The 21,067-nt window shown below is 51.7% G+C and carries 21 protein-coding genes and 1 tRNA gene; 6 read left to right on the top strand and 16 right to left on the bottom strand.

Annotation, left to right across the window (positions count from 1 at the left end; all coding sequences use genetic code 11):
• Positions 1-12: 12 nt before the first annotated feature.
• Together can and F7231_RS13690 are read right to left on the bottom strand one after the other, a co-directional pair.
• The gene (gene can / locus F7231_RS13695) at positions 13-690 is read right to left on the bottom strand and encodes a carbonate dehydratase (protein ID WP_166692281.1); all 678 of its coding nucleotides are present in this window, start codon (positions 688-690) and stop codon (positions 13-15) included.
• A complete protein-coding gene (locus F7231_RS13690; RefSeq protein WP_085413344.1) occupies positions 656-2,269 on the bottom strand; it encodes a SulP family inorganic anion transporter in 1,614 nt (537 codons plus the stop codon). Before F7231_RS13690 ends, can begins: the two co-directional genes overlap by 35 nt.
• Positions 2,270-2,609: 340 nt before the next feature.
• On the opposite strand from F7231_RS13690, the gene F7231_RS13685 reads away from it, so the two are divergent.
• Positions 2,610-2,792, top strand: coding sequence for a hypothetical protein (locus F7231_RS13685; protein ID WP_166692280.1), 183 nt, complete (start codon positions 2,610-2,612; stop codon positions 2,790-2,792).
• Positions 2,793-2,810: 18 nt separating this feature from the next.
• On the opposite strand, the gene F7231_RS13680 is transcribed toward F7231_RS13685, so the two are convergent.
• Both F7231_RS13680 and F7231_RS13675 read right to left on the bottom strand, forming a co-directional pair.
• The gene (locus F7231_RS13680; RefSeq protein WP_085413345.1) at positions 2,811-3,023 is read right to left on the bottom strand and encodes a DUF6965 family protein; all 213 of its coding nucleotides are present in this window, start codon (positions 3,021-3,023) and stop codon (positions 2,811-2,813) included.
• Between the two features lie 306 nt (positions 3,024-3,329).
• Positions 3,330-3,403, bottom strand: a tRNA-Met gene (locus F7231_RS13675).
• Positions 3,404-3,594: 191 nt separating this feature from the next.
• On the opposite strand from F7231_RS13675, the gene F7231_RS13670 reads away from it, so the two are divergent.
• The 3 genes from F7231_RS13670 (at position 3,595) to F7231_RS13660 (ending at position 6,704) form a co-directional block, all read left to right on the top strand.
• Positions 3,595-3,987, top strand: a complete 393-nt coding sequence (locus F7231_RS13670) for an START-like domain-containing protein (RefSeq protein WP_085413346.1) — start codon at positions 3,595-3,597, stop codon at positions 3,985-3,987.
• Between the two features lie 133 nt (positions 3,988-4,120).
• A complete protein-coding gene (locus F7231_RS13665) occupies positions 4,121-5,605 on the top strand; it encodes an LptF/LptG family permease (protein WP_166692279.1) in 1,485 nt (494 codons plus the stop codon).
• Positions 5,606-6,221: 616 nt separating this feature from the next.
• Positions 6,222-6,704: a response regulator gene (locus tag F7231_RS13660; protein ID WP_166692278.1), complete on the top strand. Its 483-nt coding sequence runs from the start codon at positions 6,222-6,224 to the stop codon at positions 6,702-6,704.
• Positions 6,705-6,710: 6 nt separating this feature from the next.
• Here F7231_RS13660 and F7231_RS13655 read toward each other — a convergent pair whose 3' ends face one another.
• From F7231_RS13655 to F7231_RS13620, 8 genes are all read right to left on the bottom strand, one after another.
• On the bottom strand, positions 6,711-7,526 hold the full coding sequence (locus F7231_RS13655) for a LytTR family DNA-binding domain-containing protein (RefSeq protein WP_166692277.1): 816 nt from the start codon (positions 7,524-7,526) through the stop codon (positions 6,711-6,713).
• An 18-nt stretch (positions 7,527-7,544) separates the two neighbouring features.
• On the bottom strand, positions 7,545-8,174 hold the full coding sequence (locus F7231_RS13650) for a glycosyltransferase family 2 protein (RefSeq protein WP_085413351.1): 630 nt from the start codon (positions 8,172-8,174) through the stop codon (positions 7,545-7,547).
• 261 nt (positions 8,175-8,435) lie between these two features.
• Complete coding sequence (bioB, locus tag F7231_RS13645; RefSeq protein ID WP_085413352.1) at positions 8,436-9,431, bottom strand: biotin synthase BioB; 996 nt, start codon at positions 9,429-9,431, stop codon at positions 8,436-8,438.
• A 94-nt stretch (positions 9,432-9,525) separates the two neighbouring features.
• Positions 9,526-10,740: a TlpA family protein disulfide reductase gene (locus tag F7231_RS13640; RefSeq protein ID WP_229364902.1), complete on the bottom strand. Its 1,215-nt coding sequence runs from the start codon at positions 10,738-10,740 to the stop codon at positions 9,526-9,528.
• Between the two features lie 44 nt (positions 10,741-10,784).
• Positions 10,785-11,138 carry a gliding motility protein GldC gene (gene gldC, locus F7231_RS13635; RefSeq protein ID WP_085413353.1) on the bottom strand — a complete coding sequence of 118 codons (354 nt, stop codon included), beginning with the start codon at positions 11,136-11,138 and terminating at the stop codon, positions 10,785-10,787.
• A gap of 135 nt (positions 11,139-11,273) precedes the next feature.
• The gene (locus F7231_RS13630) at positions 11,274-12,665 is read right to left on the bottom strand and encodes an alkaline phosphatase family protein (RefSeq protein ID WP_166692276.1); all 1,392 of its coding nucleotides are present in this window, start codon (positions 12,663-12,665) and stop codon (positions 11,274-11,276) included.
• Between the two features lie 92 nt (positions 12,666-12,757).
• Entirely contained in the window at positions 12,758-13,945 is a 1,188-nt protein-coding gene (gene eboE / locus F7231_RS13625; RefSeq protein WP_166692275.1) for a metabolite traffic protein EboE, read from the bottom strand.
• 19 nt (positions 13,946-13,964) lie between these two features.
• Positions 13,965-15,125, bottom strand: a complete 1,161-nt coding sequence (locus F7231_RS13620) for a 3-dehydroquinate synthase (protein ID WP_166692274.1) — start codon at positions 15,123-15,125, stop codon at positions 13,965-13,967.
• Positions 15,126-15,445: 320 nt separating this feature from the next.
• Here F7231_RS13620 and F7231_RS13615 point away from each other — a divergent pair, with 320 nt between their 5' ends.
• A complete protein-coding gene (locus F7231_RS13615) occupies positions 15,446-15,772 on the top strand; it encodes a hypothetical protein (protein WP_085413357.1) in 327 nt (108 codons plus the stop codon).
• 101 nt (positions 15,773-15,873) lie between these two features.
• Here the strand turns inward: F7231_RS13615 and eboC are convergent, their stop codons facing one another.
• The 4 genes from eboC to F7231_RS13595 form a co-directional block, all read right to left on the bottom strand.
• The gene (gene eboC, locus F7231_RS13610; protein ID WP_085413358.1) at positions 15,874-16,755 is read right to left on the bottom strand and encodes a UbiA-like protein EboC; all 882 of its coding nucleotides are present in this window, start codon (positions 16,753-16,755) and stop codon (positions 15,874-15,876) included.
• 4 nt (positions 16,756-16,759) lie between these two features.
• Positions 16,760-17,665: a TatD family hydrolase gene (locus F7231_RS13605; RefSeq protein ID WP_198172229.1), complete on the bottom strand. Its 906-nt coding sequence runs from the start codon at positions 17,663-17,665 to the stop codon at positions 16,760-16,762.
• Between the two features lie 174 nt (positions 17,666-17,839).
• On the bottom strand, positions 17,840-18,586 hold the full coding sequence (locus tag F7231_RS13600) for an EboA domain-containing protein (protein WP_166692273.1): 747 nt from the start codon (positions 18,584-18,586) through the stop codon (positions 17,840-17,842).
• A 244-nt stretch (positions 18,587-18,830) separates the two neighbouring features.
• Positions 18,831-19,604, bottom strand: coding sequence for a DUF4197 domain-containing protein (locus F7231_RS13595; protein ID WP_085413361.1), 774 nt, complete (start codon positions 19,602-19,604; stop codon positions 18,831-18,833).
• 163 nt (positions 19,605-19,767) lie between these two features.
• Between F7231_RS13595 and F7231_RS13590 the strand changes: the two genes are divergently transcribed.
• Positions 19,768-21,015 (top strand): competence/damage-inducible protein A, encoded by a 1,248-nt coding sequence (locus tag F7231_RS13590; RefSeq protein ID WP_166692367.1) that lies wholly within the window; start codon positions 19,768-19,770, stop codon positions 21,013-21,015.
• The last annotated feature ends 52 nt before the right edge of the window (positions 21,016-21,067 follow it).

The raw sequence follows: 21,067 nt of genomic DNA, 5'->3' as shown, positions 1-21,067 counted from the left end.
GCTCTCCGCTCCCTAGTGTTCCTGCTCAACAGGCGCTTGTGGAACTGGTACCTCCGTTGTTGAGAAATCGTAGCGATAAATCGACTCGACTTCGTGTGTGTGATCGAGATTAATCAGCTCAGTCAATAAGCCTGTTTGTAAGCCGAACACCCATCCATGTACAGTGGGTCGTTGTTCTTTATGCCAGGCCGATTGAATAATTGAGGTCTGAACAACGTGTTGGACCTGAGTAATTACGTTCAACTCAACCAGCCGATTGACCCGTTCGGTTTCGTTGACAATGCCAGTTAGCTCGGGCTCGTGCCGGGCATAAACATCTTTTATGTTGCGGAGCCACTTATTAATTAACCCCAGGTTATCGTGCGTCATCGCGGCTTTTACCCCGCCGCATCCGTAGTGACCACAGACGATAACGTGCTCAACTTTCAGAACCTCAACGGCATACTGTAGCACGCTAAGCAAGTTCATGTCAGTATGGATAACCAGGTTAGCTACGTTTCTGTGCACAAAGATTTCTCCTGGTTGGGCGCCGGTAATACTTTCGGCAGGGACGCGGCTATCGGCACAACCGATCCAGAGAAACTTCGGCTTTTGGCCCGAGGCCAGTGTATCGAAGTAGTTATCATCTAACTCCAGCTGGTCCTGAGCCCATGCTTTATTCTCCAGTAATAGCTTCTCGTATGCTAGCATGGCTGTTTGTCTTACGCTTTTTTAAGAAAATTTCATTTAACTCGTACTGAATGCCCTGCATTTTAGCGATATCGGCATAATCAGTCAACATGTTCACAATATCGTGATCGATGAATGTAGCATGTCGACCATCTATGTAGACTGAGTCGCCTCGTTTTAGGCTATGCAAGGTCTCTTTAAGCTGTGGTTTGCTCAGGAAATAAACGTCTTTTTGAAACTTAATCAGTACCCGGTCCGAATCCCGAATCACCCGGAAAGTCGACTGTGAGTTGGTGTACAGCACAAATAGCAGACCGACCACAGTACCCACCGAAATGCCGACCAGCAAATCAGTAAATACAATGCCAATAACCGTAACGATAAACGGAATGAACTGATTTAAACCGTCCCGATAAATGCTGATAAACAGCGACGGTTTGGCCAGCTTATAACCCACCATAATCAGTAGAGCGGCTAGGCAGGCAAGGGGTATGTGATTTAGAATTGAGCCTGCCAGCGCAACGGCGGCCAGCAGTAAAATGCCATGCACAATTGATGAGATGCGTGTCTTGCCGCCACCAAATACGTTGGCCGAGGTACGCACAACCACCGATGTAATAGGTAGTCCACCCAGAAAGCCCGAGGTGATGTTGCCAAGGCCCTGAGCAACCAACTCCTGATTGGGTGATGACGTACGCTTGAGTGGATCGAGCCGGTCTGAGGCTTCCAGATTAAGTAGCGTTTCCAGGCTTGCCACTAAGGCAATTGTAGCTGCCACGCCATAAATAGCCGGGTTTGTTAGCGCACTGAAATCAGGAAAATCAAAGATGGCTGACACGTTTTGTCCGCGTGTAAATACTGGAATCCGGACCATATGCTCATTGTTATCGCCTAAATACCATTCGGGAAAATAGATGCCAAACAGCTGATTCAACCCCACCCCAAGAAACACCACCATCAAGGCAGCGGGTAAATTCTTGAAAAACTTCATGCCTCTCCCGGCGCTACGTTCCCACAGCAGTAAAATTAAAATCGAGAGCATACTGATGATTACCGCCCCGGTACTGGCAGTAACAATGGCGCGGTAAATCTCAGAAATAGTGTTCTCTCCATCGGCCAGTTGACTGAACTCAAACTCACCTTCATAATCGTTGTCGCGGCCCAATGCGTGGGGAATTTGCTTAAGGATAATAACTATACCAATGCCAACCAGCATGCCTTTAATGACACTGTCGGGAAATAAACTACTGAACCGGCCTGCTTTTAACAGCCCAAGTCCAAGTTGCATAATGCCAGCCAGCACGACCGCCACCAGAAACGTTTCAAAGGACCCCAGCTTGAGAACGGAGTCGGCAACAATGACAGCCAGACCAGCCGCAGGACCGCTGACACTCAGTTCAGATCCCGACATTAGGCCAACGACGATACCGCCAATTATGCCAGCCACTAATCCTGAAAAGAGCGGTGCACCTGAGGCGAGTGCAATTCCCAGACAAAGTGGTAACGCAACTAAGAACACCGAAATGCCCGCGGGAAGATCAGCCTGAAGATCCCGAAGTTGATAATTCCTTAGTGATTTTAACGAGTTTAACAGAGGCATAAGTGGTGTAAGAAATGAGTCAGCTATGTTTTCCGATTCAGTAACACAAATTAAATGAAGTCGGCACGTTATTAAAACATCATTAAAAACAATTGTTTCAGTCTAGCGTCTTGTTTGAAGCCAACGTGCACATATATGCGGTTCTGACTGCCTGAGGCCATATAATAAAGAAATTTGCAAACTGAATTTTGACTATGATAGCTCGTCATTGCCAGCTTAAAGGGGAGAATCTCCCTATGCCCAGTCTGATAGAATGTTACTTTTATACTAAAAATTAGTCAAACATGACTGAATCCGAATCGTTAATCATAGCGTATGTATGATTAATTAGTACTAGATTATGAAAAATCCATTCCCTGCTCTTATCGTATACATGATCGTTCAGACGGTTATGCTGTATCCGACTGCTTCAGGCTTTGCGCTGTTAGCTGTTGTGTTTGTTGGCTGGGCGCTGGCGCTGAATGAACTGTTCAGCATTAGCGATGGCAATTCGCCTGAGCCGGTGTATTTGCCTGAAGTGTAATCGCCAGTGTCTGACTGATCAGACAGCATACCCTTGTTTTTCCAGATGAGCGTGTAATCGAGTCAATACACCTCTGGCCGTATCTGCCCCCTGGCCGCCTGCATTGATGCGGGCGAAAGCCAACTCAACCATGTGGGCAACGTTCCCCGTCGATTCAAAAGCTGAAAACCTAACTTCGCCCTCCGGAAGCGGGCGGTTGGCAAAATAAGCACTTAGTTCACTGTCAGTCATAAGGCGAAAATAGTAGGCAAACTGGTTTGGCCGGGTTAGAAACCAGTTAGAGTTCACTACCGGCCTTTTCACGGGCTTAAAGGCTGCGCAGGGTAATCTGTCAACAAACGCTATCTGGCTGTTAGACGTACCCAAATCAATGATTCTATCTTACGGGCGGTTGTTTACGGATGGCCGTCGAGGGCGGGTAATCGCCAAAGCGAGGTGCCGACACGTTGCCTGATCGGACACAACAAGCAGTTGTCCGGCCAATTCTAAACATCAAAAAACCTCAATCCCGGCTGGAATTGAGGTTTTGTTTACTAGTAGCGGGGAGCAGGATCGAACTGCCGACCTTAGGGTTATGAATCCTACGCTCTAACCATCTGAGCTACCCCGCCGAATTGTTCTGCAAAAGTACGGAAAATCTTTTTTGAGACAACGGGACGACCTTGTATTTAGCGTTTTTTTTACGTTACCTTGCTGAAGGCTTATCCGTCTCGACGGCGTATATCGCTTAGTTGGCGAGTTAACAGACTGACGGTTAGCGAATCAAAAAAGGTTAGTATCACATTTTAAGTCTGCCACCATTATGGAGAAATTTAAGTTTGTGACCGAATATGAACTTCGGGCCTCTCCAAAAGTGCTTTTCCCCTATATCAGTACCGCTTCCGGGTTGTCGCAGTGGTTTGCTGCCAAGGTAAATACCCTGCCTGAACACAAGTACGATTTTATCTGGGATGACGAAAGTCACCTGGCTCGGCAAACGTCTCTACGCCAGAATAAGAGTGTACGATTCGAGTTTCTCAATACCGGAGAGAATGGGCATGATAGTAACTACGTTGACTTCAGGGTCGACGTTAGTGAGCTGACTCAGGCAACGTACCTACGCATTACCGACTATTCGACAAACACCGATGAAGAAGAGTTGCAGGATATGTGGGATGGTATGTTGTATAAGTTAAAAGAGATTGTAGGCTCGTAAGGCAGGACCTCGCTGGCGGGTATCGTTAAAAATACATAACGGAGAATGGGTAGTGAACAAGGAGTGCGGAAACCAGCGTTACAAAACCGACAGCACTGCTTCTTACATTCCAGTAGTGGCTTATTCGTAGTAAGTGAAAAAGATTGATAAACTTGTTCTGAAGTCGTTTTTCGGACCCTTCTTTCTGACATTAGCTGTAGTCATCTTCATCTTTCTGATGCGGCTGCTGATGCTCTATATTGAAGAGTTTGTTTCAAAAGATATTACACTAGTTACTTTTGGCCGACTCCTTTACTTTTTTGCTGTCTTGACAGTGCCCACTGCGTTGCCACTGGCCGTGTTGCTCTCGTCGCTGATGACATTTGGCAACCTCGGCGAATTCTTTGAACTCACGGCCATGAAAAGTGCGGGGATCTCCCTTACGCGGGCGCTTCGACCGCTCCTGGTGCTGGCCATTTTCTTCATGGGCTTTTCGTTCTGGTTCAATAATAAGGTAGCTCCTTGGGCTAACCTGAAAGCCTACAGTCTGCTCTACGATATAAAGACCGCCAAAGCAGCTCTGAACCTAAAAGAAGGTATCTTTTACAATGATCTGCCCGGCTACAGCATTAAAGTCGATAAAAAGCTGGGTGACTCACTCACCAATCTGGTCATCTACAAAAACAGTTCGTCGGGCATTGAATCTGGAAACCGGGAGATCATTCTGGCTAAATCGGGGCGCATGTATACCGATCCAAGTCGATCCTATCTGGTTTTTGAATTACACGACGGCAACGACTATCAGGAGTATAGCGACGGCCGGACAGCTGTTACATATACGAGCAGCGGTGTGTCGAAACCGACGCAGTTCATGCGAAACGGGTTTAAAGACTATAAACTAGTCATCAGCCTTGAGTCATTTGGCCTCCACCGAACCGATGAACAGCAGTTTGAGTACCATCCATACATGAAGACGCTGACAGAGCTGAGTAAGATTGCCGATTCATTGAAACGAGAGTCGGGCCGAGCCAGTCTGAGTATTGCCAGCTCGTCACGTAATTACTACTCGTACCAGTTTAAAACGGACGCTGTAGTGAAAGCAAAAGCAGTGACCGAAGGGAAGTGGATTGATTCGCTCTTGGCTGGTCGGCTGCGTACATCTAACCCTGTCGAGGTAGAGCAGCTGGCCTTGTCACAGGCGCAAAACATGCTTTCTTACGCCCAATCGAATATATTATATCTGGCCGAGAAGGAGAAAAGCTCGTATGCCTACGAGTTGGAAAGCCACCACAAGTTTACGCAGGCGGTATCCGTATTCATCATGTTTCTGATCGGGGCACCATTGGGCGCGATTATCCGCAAGGGTGGGTTTGGATTACCCGTGCTGGTGTCGATCCTATTTTTTATCGTGCTGTATGTGCTCACCCTATTGGGCGATAAGTTTGCCAAAGATGGCGCCTGGCCGGTACCGCTTGGCGCCTGGATGGCTAACATGGTGTTGTTCCCGGTAGGCCTCTACCTGCTCCGCCAGGCCCGCCTCGATTCCCGGTTGTTTGATAAGGACGCATACCTTATTGCCTGGAATAGACTGAAAGCACGTTTTAGTAAGTCTGGCCAACTTCAGTCTACTCAGGCTTAAATGCCGTATTCCGTTAGTCATCTGATTTCAACGAATGGGCTTCGCTACCGTCGCCTATAGTGAAGTAATTGCCCGTGAAGTAAACTGACAAGTTCACGGCAAAACGGCTATCTGGTGAAAAGCGTACAACTGCTGCTCAGCTATACGCTTTCATTATTGGTGATCTCGCCGATTATGAATGCCTGGTTGACCAGGTTGTCAAGCAATTGATAGCGCAATTCCGAGTGTATTTCTATGACAACGGTACCGCTTTTCTAGCCACCACTGGATAGTTAACCACTACTTCTTTCCCGCGTTTTACTGATAGATTACCATAAGCCAGGCCTTAGTGGCCCTAACGAAGGTGAGGCAACGGCTGGGCTGGAAATTGATACCAGTAATGAGACTTAGTAGCAGCGCATTCTGGCAAAATAGATAGTATGCACTGGCAACAGGCGTTAATTCTTTTCTACTAAAACCAGCGGATTTCGAATCGCTCAAAGAAACGTTCATGCAAATTTGCCAGCGTTGAGTGCGTGTTGACGAGTCAAGCCACTCACTAAATTCTGGGTCATTAAGGGCTGTATATCCTATGAAATAAATTAGTTTAGAAGATTAACAGCCTTCCATAAATGATATGACGTACGTAAATGATAGCGAAACGGTTAGGGCGAATTTTAAACGTGCCCGGATATTAGTCGTTGAAGACAATGACGATTACTGGGTATTGATTCAACGGGCCATGTTACAGATCCTGCCGGAAGTTGTACCGGTTCGGGCATCGAGCCAGGCTCAGGCACACAAATTTCTTGAAGATTGGTCTCGGGATGAGTGGGAAATGCCCAAATTGGTATTACTCGATCTGTATTTGCCTGAACGGAGCCAAGGCTGGCAGGTGTTGGCAGACATAAGGAGTTTAACGGCGCCCTGCAATCAGGTCCCGGTTGTTATGCTTAGCAATTCAACTGTACAAGCCGACATTCGTGAAGCCTATCGCAGAGGCAGTTCATCTTACCTGATAAAACCCACCGTATTTAATGACTGGCTCGACTACTTCAGACAATTGCGAACGTATTGGTGGGAAACGGTCACGCTCCCCCCAATGCGTCTGGCTGTTTAATTGCAATCAGGCAGGTAATGGAAGAGCAGCTGTTCGAAGCCAAAACTGACAAATACGGTCGATAGTAGGAGCCAGCGGTGGCTGGGTGTCAGACAGCGATATCACGGAGTTGGCCCGTCGGCGGTAGCTATCCGCAATCGTTTCGTCGGCGGGTGGTACCACCACTACTACGGGAATATGCCCAAAATGATCATGCTGTTTCAGGAGCTGCAGGGTATTCAGTCGCTCGAGGGTTAACGTGCGGGCATCTAAAATAATCAGAGTAGGCAATTCATCTGAGGCTAACAGGCTGAGCACGTTTGGCAAATGACTGCTCTGATTCAGTGTGTGTAATACGTATTGACTCCAGCGCGACTCCAGGGCCCACTTAATGGGTAAGGTGTTACTTTCTTCAGTTACTAAAATTACAGAGCGGGTTGTTGGACGAGTCTCTACTTTTGGCTTTGAGCCCGGCAAAGTCTCATTAACGGCTGGTTTGTTTTTCGCTACTTCAGCAACTTCCGGAAACAGATACGGCTCCAGCGCTAACGCCACTTCACGCCAGCGTCGGCGGCTCACCGGTAATACAATACCTCCTTCCAACTGAACGCTACCCGCCATACGTTGGCGCGGGGGCTGCTGTAACTTTTCAACGCAGGCTGGATTGACCAGAGCGGTCTTGTGAACCCGGATGAAATCTGGTAATTGCGTTTCCAGATAGCTAATGGGCTTCGCCAACATTTTCTTTTCACCGTTTCTAAAATGCAGCCATGTATAATTATTAGCGCCAGCCAGATAGGCAATCAATGCCGGGTGTCGGATTGCAGGTTTTACAACGCTCATTTTTATAATAGTTGGTAGTTAATAAAATAGGAGTTTGTATAAAGTAGAACGCAATGAACTTAGCCATGATGTATTTGTAGGGAGGCCGTGTGTCACTACGGCGTCAGGGCATGAAATAATCGGTACTCCGATTTGGGCTAGTTTATCAAGCCAATCTATTTGATCCAGTTGCTTTGTGTCGATCGACTCATCGAAGCCACTAACCTGCTCAAGCAGGGCGCGCCGACAGAACAGGTTTGCCATAACGGTACCGGTTAGCGGCTTCTTCGGCAATCGGTGTTCGACCCGTCCAATTATTGCCTGAGCGCCTTTATGAAAGAGGGGCAGAGCCGTAGTCAGCCATAGGGGCTGAGGTAAGCAGTCATCCTGAGTAAAGACGACAAACAGGCTCTGAGCCGCACGCCACCCCCGGTTGTAGGCCGCAGCTAACCCAATTTCTTCCGGCTGACTGAGGTACCGGGCGTATAAACCCGTTTGGCGGGCAACTTCACGAACTAAAGCGGCTGTTGTCCGGTCATTAGCCTGATCTACTACGATTACTTCAAACTGGCTTGGCGTTAGCTTTTGCTGTGCCAGAGCCTGTAAGCAGTTTCGGAGTAGTGCTGGACGGCGACAAGTCGGAACAACAACTGTAATTAGCGGATTCATTAATCAGCAATAGACATGTAATTAAGCATATGACTGGTTTCTGACTGCTTTATAGTTTGGATCATACGAATTAAACGTTTCTGTGAGACAACGGGTAGTTTATCGGACCGATACCAATTATACGGCATGATTTTGTGAGGGAACGGTATAAAATCGCTTTCAACGCGTTGAATACACAGGGTGAAGCATGAAAAAAGCCAGACATAGCTGTCTGGCTTGGTAATTAAACTGGGTACGTTGCGCAAGTGTACGTTACGCTGTCTATACCGGAATCTGCTCGAACTTAACGGCGGCTTGTCCTTGCTCGTTTTTGAACGCTGCCCGGGGACGGATATTTAATGTCTGAAATAGTTGCTGATCAGCGTCGGTATCAGGGTTGGGCGTCGTCAGCAGTTTGTCGCCGGCGAAGATGGAGTTGGCACCGGCCAAAAAGCAAAGGGCCTGCTCTTCGGTTGTCATACGGACCCGGCCGGCCGATAGGCGCACCATGGCGTTTGGCATAATGATTCGCGCCGTGGCAATCATGCGTACCATTTCCCACACAGATACGCGCTCCTGCTCTTCCAGGGGTGTACCTTCAACAGGAACGAGGGCATTAACTGGCACCGATTCGGGATGTTGGGGTAGGGTAGCCAGGGTGAGCAACATACCGATACGGTCATTGTGCGATTCGCCCATGCCGATTATACCACCTGAACAGACCGAGATACCTGCGTCACGCACGTGGCCAAGAGTGTCCAGCCGGTCGTCGTAGGTACGTGTACTAATGATGTCGCCGTAAAATTCTTCGCTGGTGTCGAGGTTATGATTGTACGCATACAGACCGGCATCTTTCAATTTTTGCGCCTGGCTGTCGGTTAGCATGCCAAGTGTGCAGCAGACCTCCATGCCCATGGCGTTTACGCCCCGTACCATATCGAGTACGCTGTCGAAGTCGCGGTTGTCGCGGACTTCACGCCAGGCAGCACCCATGCAAAACCGGCTGCTCCCCGATGCCTTAGCCTGACTGGCGGCCTCCAGCACCTCATTTACTTCCAGCAGCTTGTGCACTTTTACGTTGGTGTGGTAACGGGCCGCCTGCGGGCAGTACGAACAGTCTTCGGGGCATCCCCCTGTCTTTACCGACAATAGCGTGCAGACCTGCACCTCCTGTGGGTCGTGGTGTTGCCGATGCACCGTTGCAGCGCGGTAAATCAGGTCTAAAACGGGGCTATTATAAATAGCAGCGACCTCGTCGCGTGTCCAGTTAGTGCGCATGGTATCGAAAAGAAATGAGTGTCAAGTCTCAGGTGTCGCTGTTTACTACTCCTACTGTGGACAACCAGCATTCCCTGATGCTTGAAACTACTACTTATTTCAGTTTATTAATCAGTTCAGTATTTCGTTTTGTATCAATTCGGCTGGCTTGCGCGATCTCCATTGACCGGGTTGCTGCCTGACGCGCCTCGGCGGTTCGGTGAGCGCGGCGGTAAGCTTCGGCCTGTTCATAGTACAGGTCGGCCTGTTCGCCGGGCGTGGTTTTCAGGGCAAGTGCTTTGCTAGTCCATTTAATCAGCGAAGGGACGTCCGACGAGTCGGGGCTACTCCGGTTGAAGAGCCGCGCCACGTACACATATTCAGGTACCGAGAGCGAATGGGTTGCAATATGGGTATTCATACGTTCGGCCGCCATGCTACCCTGTTTCAGCCGGAAATACGCCGTTACCTCGGGTAATAACGTTCTCGACGAAGCCATTTTAGGATCGATACCAATTCGGGTCAGCCCTTCGTATACCTGCTTAATCTGGGCCGGTGAATAGCGACCACCCCGGCTGCTGTATAACGACGACATCAGGATGTTCTCGGCGACGTCGGTGGCGGCCTGACCATATTGCTTCTTGTAGGCCGGGAAATTATTGACCAGACTGCGGGCCAGCGGATTGTCCATATCGATGACCAGCTTCTGCGTTACCAGCCAGTTACTGGCCGAGGCGTAGGTGTTAGCTGGCTGCTGACGGGCGTACTCTTCCATAGCGGCGATGTTGGTAACGGTGTCGCATACAACCCGACTGTACATGGCCAGATCGATCAGGAAATTGGGTGATTTCTCCCCTGCATTGTAGCGTTGTTTCCAGGTCTGGCTCCGGGTCGCCGGAGACACCGCATTATTGCCGTGCCGGATCAATTCGTCGGCTGAGTTCTGACTCATCGCAAAATGAACCAGTTCGCCGCTGGGGCTGAAATACAGAAACAGCGGGAGCGAGGGCACATAATACTTTTTCGATTTCAGCCACTCGCGAACAACAGGCTGATTGATGTCGGCCTTGGTGCTGATAAACTTGGCGTTGTACGACTTTCCCACCCGACTGTCGGCCAGGGTAGGCATAAAGCTTTGACACACGTGGCAATCGGGTGAATACACCTCAACGAAAACCAGCTTACCTGCCTTCTGCGCCGATTTGAACACAGTGCTGAGTGGTGCCTGCTGAAAGGTAATACCCTTCTGCGCCACTGCCTGAAACGTACAAAGCAGACAAAATAGCAGCAGTAGATGCCCCATTCGGAGCCAGTTTGAACGATACATCATTGATACGGTGAGATTGACTGGTAAACTGGTGTAGACCGCTGGCGTTACTTACCCGCCTGGTTCTCGGCCCGGAATTCGGCTTCTACCCGTTTGCTGAGTGTGCGGCACAGGTTATCAATATCATCGGCCATTGCTGTGTCGTTGGTTGCTGTGCGAACGGTGCTGGCAATGCCGCCCATGATTTCGATCATAAACCGCTTCATATCGCCCACTTCCATGTCTTTGGTCCAGAGGTCGATTTTCAGAGTATTGCGGTGGTAGTGGTCCCAAACGGCGATAGATACCCCTTTTGTATCGTTCAGGCCTTCATTTGGGTTATCGGTGGCGTCCCAATAGATTTTGTCGGGTACGTTGTCGTTGTCTAATTCAACGGTGAAGTTTATCTCGGATTGACGCATGTGAAGGAAGGTTTGCCGCTTGTGATTAGTCTTATAACGTGGCGTTGCTTATGATTATATACATCATCTACACGGGCCATGTCAAATGCCAAACCACAAACTGGCAAACTTATTTTTTAGTCAAAATTACAACTTTTACGCACGCACTGGCGCTATAACCGGGGCATTTAAGGTCTGCCAGATAACATCGTAAACATCAATGGCGTCTAGCTCAGGCTGTTTGGCTGGCTGATCGGTCACCAGAACGGGGTAGAATTCCCGACCGATGTTAATCCCGCCGTGCGACCCTTTTACCAGCGTGGCATCCAGCGAAATGACGTCCATCAGATACCGGAAGCCAAGCAACTTACGGGCCAGTTTGTAGCCTGCTTTTGCTTTGATCAGCGGGTTGGTCTGGTCCATAAACAGCTCGGCCGGGTCATAGCCGGGCTTGCGGTGGATGTCGACGGCCTGCGCATAATCTGGTTTTTTGGCATCGTCGAGCCAGTAATAATAGGCGAACCAGCTATCTGCTTCGGCAATGGCTACCAGATCGCCCGACCGTTCATGGTCGAGGTGATGCGCCTGTTTACCTGCCTCGTCCAGCACTTCGGCCACACCGGGCAGGGCTTCCAATAGGGCTTTCACCCGCGGAATCTGGGCCGGGTCATGTACGTATACATGGGCAATCTGATGGTCGGGTGCTGCGAAAGCCGCACTGGCACCTGCATCGAGCAACTCGCGGCCCGCTTCCACACGAACGGCAATCAGGCCTGCTTCGCGCAATGCCCGGTTGATGTAAACCGGCCGGTTCACGGTGTTGATGCCGTATTCCGACAGCAGGATAACGCGGGTTTTCTTCTTCTCGTAGAATCGGACCAGGTTGGCTACCAACTCATCGATCTCGCGCAAATCGCTGGCGACGTTGGTAAAATCGACGCCGAATTTTTGCAGACCGTAGTCGAGATGAGGCAGGTAGATCAGCGTGAGCGTTGGGTCATGCTTGTCATCGACATACATCGACGCGTCGGCGATCCATTTCGAGCATTTGATGTTGGCGTTTGGTCCCCAGAAATTGAATAACGGGAACGTACCCAGCTTTTGGGTCAACTCGTCGCGCAGTTCCGAGGGGTGGCTGTAGCAGTCGGGCATTTTCAGACCGTCCGAATGGTACTGAGGCCGGGGCGTCACCGAATAGTCGACGGCGGCGTACATGTTGTACCACCAGAACATCTTGGAGCAGGTAAAGGCCGGGTCTTCCCGTTTGGCGCGTTCCCAAATCTTCTCCGCCTGTACGAGTTTATTCGACTGCTTCCAGAATTTGATTTCGGCGTCTTCCCGGTCGTACCAGCCGTTACCCACAATACCGTGCTCCGACGGCCATTTGCCGGTTACGTAACAGCTTTGCGATGTCGTTGTAACGGCCGGCAATACAGGCTTGATGTACGTCAGGTGCCTCGCCTCAATATAGGCTTTCAGGAACGGCGTATGCTTGCCAATCAGGCTGGCACTCAGGCCAACAATATCAATGACTACGGTCTTGTTCATAGGAGTTGTGGGTTGTGGTTTGACGTTGCGCGGCTCGTCTTCCGCTTCGTTGAGCAGCCGCGCAACGTCAAACCACAAGCGTCAAACCTTAACTAGCTAATTTGATTGAATACCCAAGCCATCTCCCGGCTGATCGATTCGCTGATGGGGAGTTGCAGGTCGGCGGGGAGCACGCCCCAGGTGTACGTTTCTACTTCCAGTTGGTTAGTGAATGGCCGGGTACGTTGCCGCTGTAAAACGTCGACTACGCTATTTTGGGTAGACTGTAATAAACCGTAGTGGTCCAGAAAGAGTGGCACGTGAAAATGTACGCGCCATTCACGATGAGTTGCCGCATCGAAATCTGTGAGTGCGTCAGGCAGATCGCCGTAGTGATTCAGCGAGCCGTCGGCTAATCGCGCTACTACCTGATGCAGGTACGTTGGCTCATTGAAGGCAGCAATAGCCTGGTAAGTAGCATCGCTAGTTTGATCAAAGCGTAAGCGCAGGGCCGAACTGATCTGCACCTTTCCAATCAGAATATCTGCTTCCTGCAGAGCGGCAAGTACACTTTCCAGTTCTTCATACGCTACCGCTACGTGGCAAACGTCGTAACACAGTTGAATGTGGTCGCGGAGGGCAGTGTCGGCGTCAGCTGCGCTCAAGCCGTGCTGCTGGGCCAAATACGTTCGGGCGGCGGGGCGGAGTACATCGGTATACCAGGCAACGAAATCGGCCGTATTGTCGAGCAGACCATCGGGTTCGGGCTCGATATCGAGGTGCAGCACTTTGCCCGTGGTTTCGCGGAGCTGCAGGAGTTCGGTTAAGACCCGCAACACGTTCTGGGTAGCCGTGTGCATAGCCTGTTGCCGGGCTTCGGGTGTTGGCCACCAGAGGCGGTAGGAGAGGGGCGACGTAGAGATACCGCCTTCCGTTTCGGTCTCGGGCATCAGCTTTGCCAGCAGTCGGAACAGTCGAATCGAGTAATCGGCCCGGTCGCTGGTTGTCCAGTCGGGAGCATGAACCTGATCTTTTACCCGTTCATTGTGAAAGCCTCCGTAGGGGAAACCGTTCATGGTGAACACGTAGCAACCAGTTTCGGCCAGCCAGTTCTTCAATTCGGCCAGCTTTTCAGGCTGTAGCAGATCGATGCTGGCCTGATTGGCCAATCGAAGCCCCAATGGCAGGAGTGCGTTGGGCGAGACTGCCGCTTTTACGGCGGGAACCTGTTCGCGCAAATGCCGAAAATGATCGTCCCATGCTTCGCCGGGATGAATATTAGTACAATAACCGAGGTGCATGGGTAGGGGACGTCAGTAACTAAACTTCGTTGTGCATGATGGTTTCCTCCAACTTTTCCACGGCTTGTCGAATTAATACCGCATCCATCTCGTGAACTTCAACGCCTTTGCCCAATGCGTCGAGCAGCGTAATGGTCAGTTCACCACCGAGATGTTCCTGGAATTCGGCCAGGCCACGAACCAGGTGTTCGCTGTTGTTTTCGGCCAGGGCCGGGTGAAACAAATCGAAGCCAACGCCCTGCAACATGTGCAGAATCCGGTTGGTATCAGCTTCCTGCAGGCGGCCGGCCAACTGCGAATACACCACGTCGAGGGCAATGCCGATGGCTACTGCTTCACCGTGGCGAATAGCAAAATTGGTTAGGTATTCGAGCTTATGCGCTGCCCAGTGGCCAAAATCCAGGGGTCGGGCTGAGCCCATCTCGAAGGGATCGCCGCCCGAAATATGCTGCATATGCAGATCGGCACAGCGGTAGATCAGGTAGCTCATCGCCTCCGGATCACGTTGGGCCAGTTCAGTGGTATGCGCTTCCAGCCACTCGAAAAACGGCATGTCCTTTATCAGGGCTACTTTCACTGCTTCGGCAATGCCTGATCGCCAGTCGCGGTCGTCGAGCGTGGCGAGAAAACTGGCATCGTTGAACACCGCAACCGGCGGGGCAAACGTACCCAGGAAGTTCTTCTTTCCTTTATAATTTACGCCATTTTTTACGCCCACGCCTGAATCGTTCTGCGACAGGACTGTGGTGGGGATACGAATATGCCGGACCCCCCGGTGCGAAATAGCCGCCGCGTAACCAACCAGGTCGAGCACCGCTCCACCACCAATGCCCACCACGTAGGAGTGCCGGTCGATACTATAGTCGTTGACGGCATCGACGATGCGATCGACCAGAGCGGGGTCATTCTTGGCGGTTTCACCGCCCGGTATCACCAGAGGATCTGCAACCAGCGTTACGGCAGGTTCAGTGGCCAGGTAGGTACGTATATTGGCTGCCAGCGCAGGATGGGCAGTCGCCACACCTTCGTCCACAACAACCAGTATTTTTTTAATTGTCGCGTTGGTTACCTGCTGTTTCAGAAAAGTCCGAAATACAGGATTGTTCTCGTTGAACAGGTCAGTTGTGAACGAGACAAGGTAGGTGAATGGAACGCTGAAAGATTGCTGAAGTGAGGTCATTTCACAGGTAGTCACATAGTCGGAAAGACAAATTTACCCACGATTACCCATGTTTTCGCTCAGGAATTACGGGCCAGGGCTAAACTTCTCTCTCTTCCTATACCCCCACATCTGCGATATAGTTCGCTGTCTGAACGCGGGCAATTCGCTCCTTCGGCTGGGGGTGGGCAGTGATAAGGGTTCATGGACGTAGTTTCGCGCGTTTTCGACCGATGGAGCCGGGCATGCATAAACGCGCGCCAACGGAATAACTCGAGCACACTAAACCATTTGGTCCGTTGCCTGTCCAACCATCGATTACGTTAAACCAACGCACGAGTATGAAAACGATGAAATTATTGGTGGCCGCACTACTGCTTTCTGCTGGTGCCTACGCCCAAACGCAACCCACCGCACCAGCTACCGCCGATCATCAGGGTATGCACAAAGGTCACCGCAACATGACGCCGGAACAGCGGGCAGCGATGAAGGCCGACCGTAAAGCCAAATTCGATAAAATGACACCTGCCGAACGCAAGGCATTCCGTGAAACACACCGGGCACAGCGCGAGGCGAAACTCAACGCCATGCCCGCCGACAAACGGGCGAAAATTGTTGAGCGCCAGCGCACCCGGAAAACGCAGCGTAAGGAAGTGAAAGCAAAATAGACATTCCCCCACCGTAACTACCTACAAAAGGCCGGTCTGTCGGTGCAGCAAATCAGGGCTGCACCGACAGACCGGCCTTTTGTAGGTAGCAGTTAATTGCCTTACGTGACGGCAAATGCCTTGGCGAGCCAGATCGACAGGGGCAGGAGCAACAACGTACCCAGCGCCAACTGCCAGTTCCCGGCCACGCTGACCCAGGCTGCATTCATAACAATCAGCGACAGAACCCCCGCCTTAACGGCTCCGCCAATATTGGGACCAACAGGGTTTTGGATGGCCTTAATCAGCGGGCGGCCAATCAGGAAGAGGTGAAGGGCCACAAAACCGATAGTAAGTGCCAGTGTTCCTGAACGGTAGGCCATCACGAGTTGGGCCGTGCTGACCAGCAAGTACAGACCAGCGGCGGCGTAGAGGGTCATTCGTTTCCCGCCATGCACTTCGTCGCGGCTGATCATGGTGATAGCGGCAATGTAAATGACCGGCACTAGGGCCAGCCACCATAAATTGGCAACGGCCGCTGCGCCCACCGCGCCCACGCCCAGCAACAGGTTAAACCCGCGACAAAGCCCCATGTTAATTGGTCCGAACCACGACATATGCTTACCGAAGCGGTTGTAAAAAACGGCCAGTCCGGCAGTGAGGGCGGCAATGCCACCTGTAGTAGGGCTATAGAGAAACGCCAGTCCGATACCCAGCACCAGCAGGCCAACGCCCAGCGCAGAAGCCTGACCCAGGCTAACACGCCCGCTCGGAATAGCCCGTTCGGGTCGTTCCACTGCGTCGAGCTGGGCGTCGAACACGTCATTCAGCACAACACCACCGCCATATAGGCCAATGGTCGATATTAATAGCAGCCAGACCGGCTGATTGCCCGGCAGGGTGGCGACAACCGTTGCCAGTGCCGCCAGCGACAAGCCCGCCAGTACGTCAGATACCGCCGTAACCAGGTTGGCCGGGCGCATTAATTGGAGGTACGATTTCATTACTCTACTTGATCAGCACCGAGTTTTTATCGGGTCTCGGTTGCTGACCACCCCGTAAAATGGTGTTTCCGTTGAATTTCTGACTTTGATCGATCGTCAGGCCGTCGGCAAAATCGGCGGAGTTGATCTGGCCACTCTGCGCAAAGGCATCGATGGCGTTCTGGTACGTTACTTGCCGAATTTGCTCGAGCGGGATGCCGCGCATCACCATCAGGGCCGCTGTTTTGGGTACGGCCAGCGGGTCGCTGATTCCCCAGTCGGCGGCCGAGTTGACCATGATGCGTTCGGGGCCATACTGCCGTACTACCTCCACCATGCGTTCGTTGCCCATTTTGGTAAACGGATAGATGGTAAAGGCGGCCCAGAATCCCTGGTCGAGTACCGACTTCACGGTCTCTTCATTGTTATGATCCACGATCACCATGCCCGGGTCGAGGCCATGCTCAAGGGCAATCGCCATGCTACGCTCGGTGCCTTCTTTTTTGTTCCGGTGCGGCGTGTGAATCTGCACAGGCAATCCGCTTTCTTTGGCCAGTTCAAGCTGGGCGCGGTAGAACCGATCTTCGGCGGCTGTCTGGTCGTCGAAGCCAATCTCGCCAATGCCCACCACGCCTTCTTTGTTCACAAACAGCGGCAGCAGTTCCATCACCTCTTCGGCCAGGGGTACGTTGTTGGCCTCCCGCGAGTTGAGCCCGATGGTGCAGTAATGTTTAATACCGAATTGCGACGACCGGAAGCGCTCCCAGCCGATGAGACTGCTGTAATAATCTTTAAACGTAGCGAGTCCGGTGCGGGGCTGGCCCAGCCAGAAAGCCGGCTCGATCAGCGCCACAATGCCCGCGTCAGCCATCGCCTGATAGTCGTCGGTAGTACGCGAGGTCATGTGGATATGCGGATCGAAGAAGCGCATTCCCTGAATATAAGACGGGTAATCGAAGGGCGTTTCGGCTACCGGTGCTGAAGCTGGCGAGACATTTTCGTCTTCGGCGTGTGAAGGATTCATAGCAAGAAAGGGAAGTCAAATAGCAGTCGACAGGGATCAGCGCGGCGCAGGTATGTTTCCTGGCGGGGCGTTGACACCTGTTTAGGGATGATCGTTACCTGTTAATTGTTTAGCTGGAGCGTAATCGGTCTGGTCAATTATGTGTTGGGCGGCCAGGCGGTCCTGCTCGTTGGTCGACTGGAGTAGTTTTTTTACATCACCCAGCAGCGTTTCGTTCATGAAGCGGGGAATCAGTTGCCACACCTCGGGCGGAACGGTTCGTCCGGCGGCCCAGCGTTCGTGGGCAAAATTAGACAGGTCATTGGCCAGTGTCTGGTTTGCTCGTTTGGCTAAACCTGTGATCTGGCTGATGGGTTTATCGTTGAAAATGCACTTAAGGACTAGTTGATTCCAGGCCGCTTCGGGAAAATAATCGGCCGGGTACGTGTTATCGAATGCAATGGCGTCAAATACAGGGCCCATATTAGACCGTACCGCTTCGGTGGCCTGGAAGAGCCAGCGTTCAGGATAAGCAAAAAGGGGCAGGGCCGAGTAGAGTGCAACAAATTCGTGTAGTTCACCCGTATCGAACAGCGTCTGGATCGCTTTCACGTAGGCCGCTTCGGGTTCGGTGGGAAGCGACAAAAGCAACAATACCCGCGCTAGCTGATCCATTGTCCAGGTGGGTGGTACGCCGTCTGTTGGCTCAGGTACGTTGCGGCGGGCTACGAAGCGCGGTGTAGCCACAAACGCTGCCAGCCGAGCTGGCACCGGAGCAGCCATCTTCATTTCCAGCCAATTCCGTTCCGCTTCGGTGGCCGTTTCGTTGAATAATGATTGAAGTGTCATAATAAGCGCAAAAGACGTAACAGGATGGGTAACGAAAAAAGTAGCGGCATTAGGTACACTACTGATTTTGATCAATAACATTCCTGCAGCCCGCCAAATTCAGGTTCGAATTGACGCGCGTTTGTGTGGGAAGAAGCTGAGATAGAGGCTATAGTACGGCTAGAAGCGTTTGAAGCACAAAAGTCGCCGGAAGATGAACTCCCGGCGACTTTTGTAGCTACCCCTGCCAAGACAGGAATAAGCTTTATTTGCTGCCAAACACGCGTTTCAGAATGTCTGAAACCCGGGCAACGGGGTCTTCGCGAATGCGTTTTTCTTCCTGGGCAACTAGCAGAAACAACCCATCGACGGCCTTGTTGGTGGCATATTCAGTCAGGTTGGCGTTTACCGGTTTCACCAGCGGCAGGCGGTTATACGTTGAAGCCAGCGTGGTGTAATAGCGGGTGGCGTTGTTTTTCTTCAGTGTGCTATCAATGATCGGAGTGAACTCAGTCACCAGCTGCTGGCCCGTTGTGCGGCGCAGGTATTGCGTGGCGGCATCTTGTCCACCGCGCAGAATACCAACGGCGTCAGAGATCGACATCTGGGTAATGGCCTTGAAAAACACCGGTTTAGCTTTCTTCGCCGCATCCTCGGCCGACCGGTTCAGGGCCACCACAAACTGATCGACCTGAGGGCCAAAACCAAGCTGACGTAGCCGCGATTCAACGCGTTGTGCTTCGGGTGGGAACAGAATCCGGATCAGCGTGTTTTTATTGTAACCATCCAATGCTGATGCCTGAGTAGCCCCTTTGTCGATACCTACACGGAGGGCTTCTTTCAGTCCACTTGCTATATCGGCCGACGAGAGGGAACCACCAGAGGCGGCGGGCTGAATGACCTTTTCCAGGAAGCCGCCAAGCTTGCCCAATGGGCTGGTTGAGGTCCGTTGGGTGGGTTTGCCCGTAGTGTCCTGAGCCTGAACGGCCCCGGTGAGCAAGAGCGAGAGCCCCAGGGCCCATACACGAAATGGTTTCATCTCAATAGGTTGTTTTACGTACTTTTGACAACGGTAAATGAACAAAGTAAAGCGTACACTGTAAAAAAGTAATACAGCCTGTCTGGTCAGCAGGAATCGAAGTCAATTACCGCTAATTCAGTACCAGCGTGGCAAATTGCCCGCCTACATGCACACATTCTCTATGCCAACTACCATCCGGGCCGAAGTGATTACTATTGGTGACGAAATTTTATTCGGCCAGATTATCGACACCAATACGCAGTGGATTAGTACAGAACTAACCAACATCGGCATACGAACCGTTCGGAAAACATCAGTTGGTGACGAAGCCAGTGTGATTCTGTCGGCCCTGACCGATGCCGCCACCCGGTCCGAGGTGGTCATTATCACCGGCGGACTTGGCCCCACGAAAGATGATATTACCAAAAAAACGCTTTGTGAATTCTTTGGTGTTGGCCTGGTGCGCAACCAGACAGCCCTCGACCTGGTAACGACTTTCTTCGAGAAACGGGGGCGCGAAATGACCGACCTGAACCGCATGCAGGCCGACCTGCCCGAGAACGCCGAATACATTCAGAACGATTGGGGAACAGCCCCAGGGATGTGGTTCGACCACGACGACACGGTCTTTATTTCGCTGCCGGGTGTTCCCTTCGAGATGAAGAGCCTGATGACGTACCGCATGCTGCCAAAGCTGAAAGAACGGTTCGAGATGCCCGTCATCCGCCACAAAATGATCCGCACCATTGGTATTGGTGAATCGTTTCTGGCCGAGCGTATCGAAGCGTGGGAAGATGCTTTGCCCCCGCACATTCGCCTCGCCTACCTGCCGAGCTTCGGTCAGGTGAAGTTGCGCCTCACGGCCACCGGAACTGACAATGAGCAACTCGGTCTCGAACTGGAACGTCAGGTAGCGGCGGTGTTGCCTCTGATCGGTAACCACGTGTATGGCTACGACAGCGACGAAATCGAGACCGTAGTAATCCGATTGCTGAAAGAAAAGAACCTCATGCTGGGCGTGGCCGAGAGCTGCACGGGCGGCCAGGTAGCTGCTACACTAACCAAAGTGCCGGGCGTGTCGGCGGTGTTTGCCGGTGGCGTGGTGAGCTACAGCAATGAAGTGAAAATTATTGCGCTGGGCGTGAACCCCGAAACCCTGGGTGCCTTCGGCGCAGTGAGCGAACCAACCGTGAGCGAAATGGCCGAAGGGGTGCGCGTGATGCTCGGCACCGACGTTGGGATTGCTACCAGCGGCATCGCCGGTCCCGACGGTGGTACCCCTGATAAACCCGTTGGCACCATCTGGATTGCCGTAGCCACAGATAAGGGCACCGTAACAAAGCACCTGAAGCTGGGTCAGTACCGCGAACAAAACATTACCCTCACCACAACGTACCTACTAAATCTTTTACGTGAACAATTACTTTGATGTGTCAAGTATCAAATGTCAGGTGCCAAGCCGCGCTGTTTGCTGTCTACTC

The organism is Fibrivirga algicola (assembly GCF_011742925.1).
Classification (GTDB): Bacteria; Bacteroidota; Bacteroidia; order Cytophagales; family Spirosomataceae; genus Fibrella; species Fibrella algicola.
This window is presented reverse-complemented; position numbering and strand designations above follow the sequence as displayed.

What these genes read in the sequence shown, in the direction of transcription:
- can (WP_166692281.1), bottom strand. Translation starts at nt 690, where the DNA reads ATGCTAGCATACGAGAAGCTATTACTGGAGAATAAAGCATGGGCTCAG.
- F7231_RS13690 (WP_085413344.1), bottom strand. Translation starts at nt 2,269, where the DNA reads ATGCCTCTGTTAAACTCGTTAAAATCACTAAGGAATTATCAACTTCGG.
- F7231_RS13685 (WP_166692280.1), top strand. Translation starts at nt 2,610, where the DNA reads ATGAAAAATCCATTCCCTGCTCTTATCGTATACATGATCGTTCAGACG.
- F7231_RS13680 (WP_085413345.1), bottom strand. Translation starts at nt 3,023, where the DNA reads ATGACTGACAGTGAACTAAGTGCTTATTTTGCCAACCGCCCGCTTCCG.
- F7231_RS13670 (WP_085413346.1), top strand. Translation starts at nt 3,595, where the DNA reads ATGGAGAAATTTAAGTTTGTGACCGAATATGAACTTCGGGCCTCTCCA.
- F7231_RS13660 (WP_166692278.1), top strand. Translation starts at nt 6,222, where the DNA reads ATGACGTACGTAAATGATAGCGAAACGGTTAGGGCGAATTTTAAACGT.
- F7231_RS13655 (WP_166692277.1), bottom strand. Translation starts at nt 7,526, where the DNA reads ATGAGCGTTGTAAAACCTGCAATCCGACACCCGGCATTGATTGCCTAT.
- F7231_RS13650 (WP_085413351.1), bottom strand. Translation starts at nt 8,174, where the DNA reads ATGAATCCGCTAATTACAGTTGTTGTTCCGACTTGTCGCCGTCCAGCA.
- bioB (WP_085413352.1), bottom strand. Translation starts at nt 9,431, where the DNA reads ATGCGCACTAACTGGACACGCGACGAGGTCGCTGCTATTTATAATAGC.
- F7231_RS13640 (WP_229364902.1), bottom strand. Translation starts at nt 10,740, where the DNA reads ATGATGTATCGTTCAAACTGGCTCCGAATGGGGCATCTACTGCTGCTA.
- gldC (WP_085413353.1), bottom strand. Translation starts at nt 11,138, where the DNA reads ATGCGTCAATCCGAGATAAACTTCACCGTTGAATTAGACAACGACAAC.
- F7231_RS13630 (WP_166692276.1), bottom strand. Translation starts at nt 12,665, where the DNA reads ATGAACAAGACCGTAGTCATTGATATTGTTGGCCTGAGTGCCAGCCTG.
- eboE (WP_166692275.1), bottom strand. Translation starts at nt 13,945, where the DNA reads ATGCACCTCGGTTATTGTACTAATATTCATCCCGGCGAAGCATGGGAC.
- F7231_RS13620 (WP_166692274.1), bottom strand. Translation starts at nt 15,125, where the DNA reads ATGACCTCACTTCAGCAATCTTTCAGCGTTCCATTCACCTACCTTGTC.
- F7231_RS13615 (WP_085413357.1), top strand. Translation starts at nt 15,446, where the DNA reads ATGAAAACGATGAAATTATTGGTGGCCGCACTACTGCTTTCTGCTGGT.
- eboC (WP_085413358.1), bottom strand. Translation starts at nt 16,755, where the DNA reads ATGAAATCGTACCTCCAATTAATGCGCCCGGCCAACCTGGTTACGGCG.
- F7231_RS13605 (WP_198172229.1), bottom strand. Translation starts at nt 17,665, where the DNA reads ATGCGCTTCTTCGATCCGCATATCCACATGACCTCGCGTACTACCGAC.
- F7231_RS13600 (WP_166692273.1), bottom strand. Translation starts at nt 18,586, where the DNA reads ATGACACTTCAATCATTATTCAACGAAACGGCCACCGAAGCGGAACGG.
- F7231_RS13595 (WP_085413361.1), bottom strand. Translation starts at nt 19,604, where the DNA reads ATGAAACCATTTCGTGTATGGGCCCTGGGGCTCTCGCTCTTGCTCACC.
- F7231_RS13590 (WP_166692367.1), top strand. Translation starts at nt 19,768, where the DNA reads ATGCCAACTACCATCCGGGCCGAAGTGATTACTATTGGTGACGAAATT.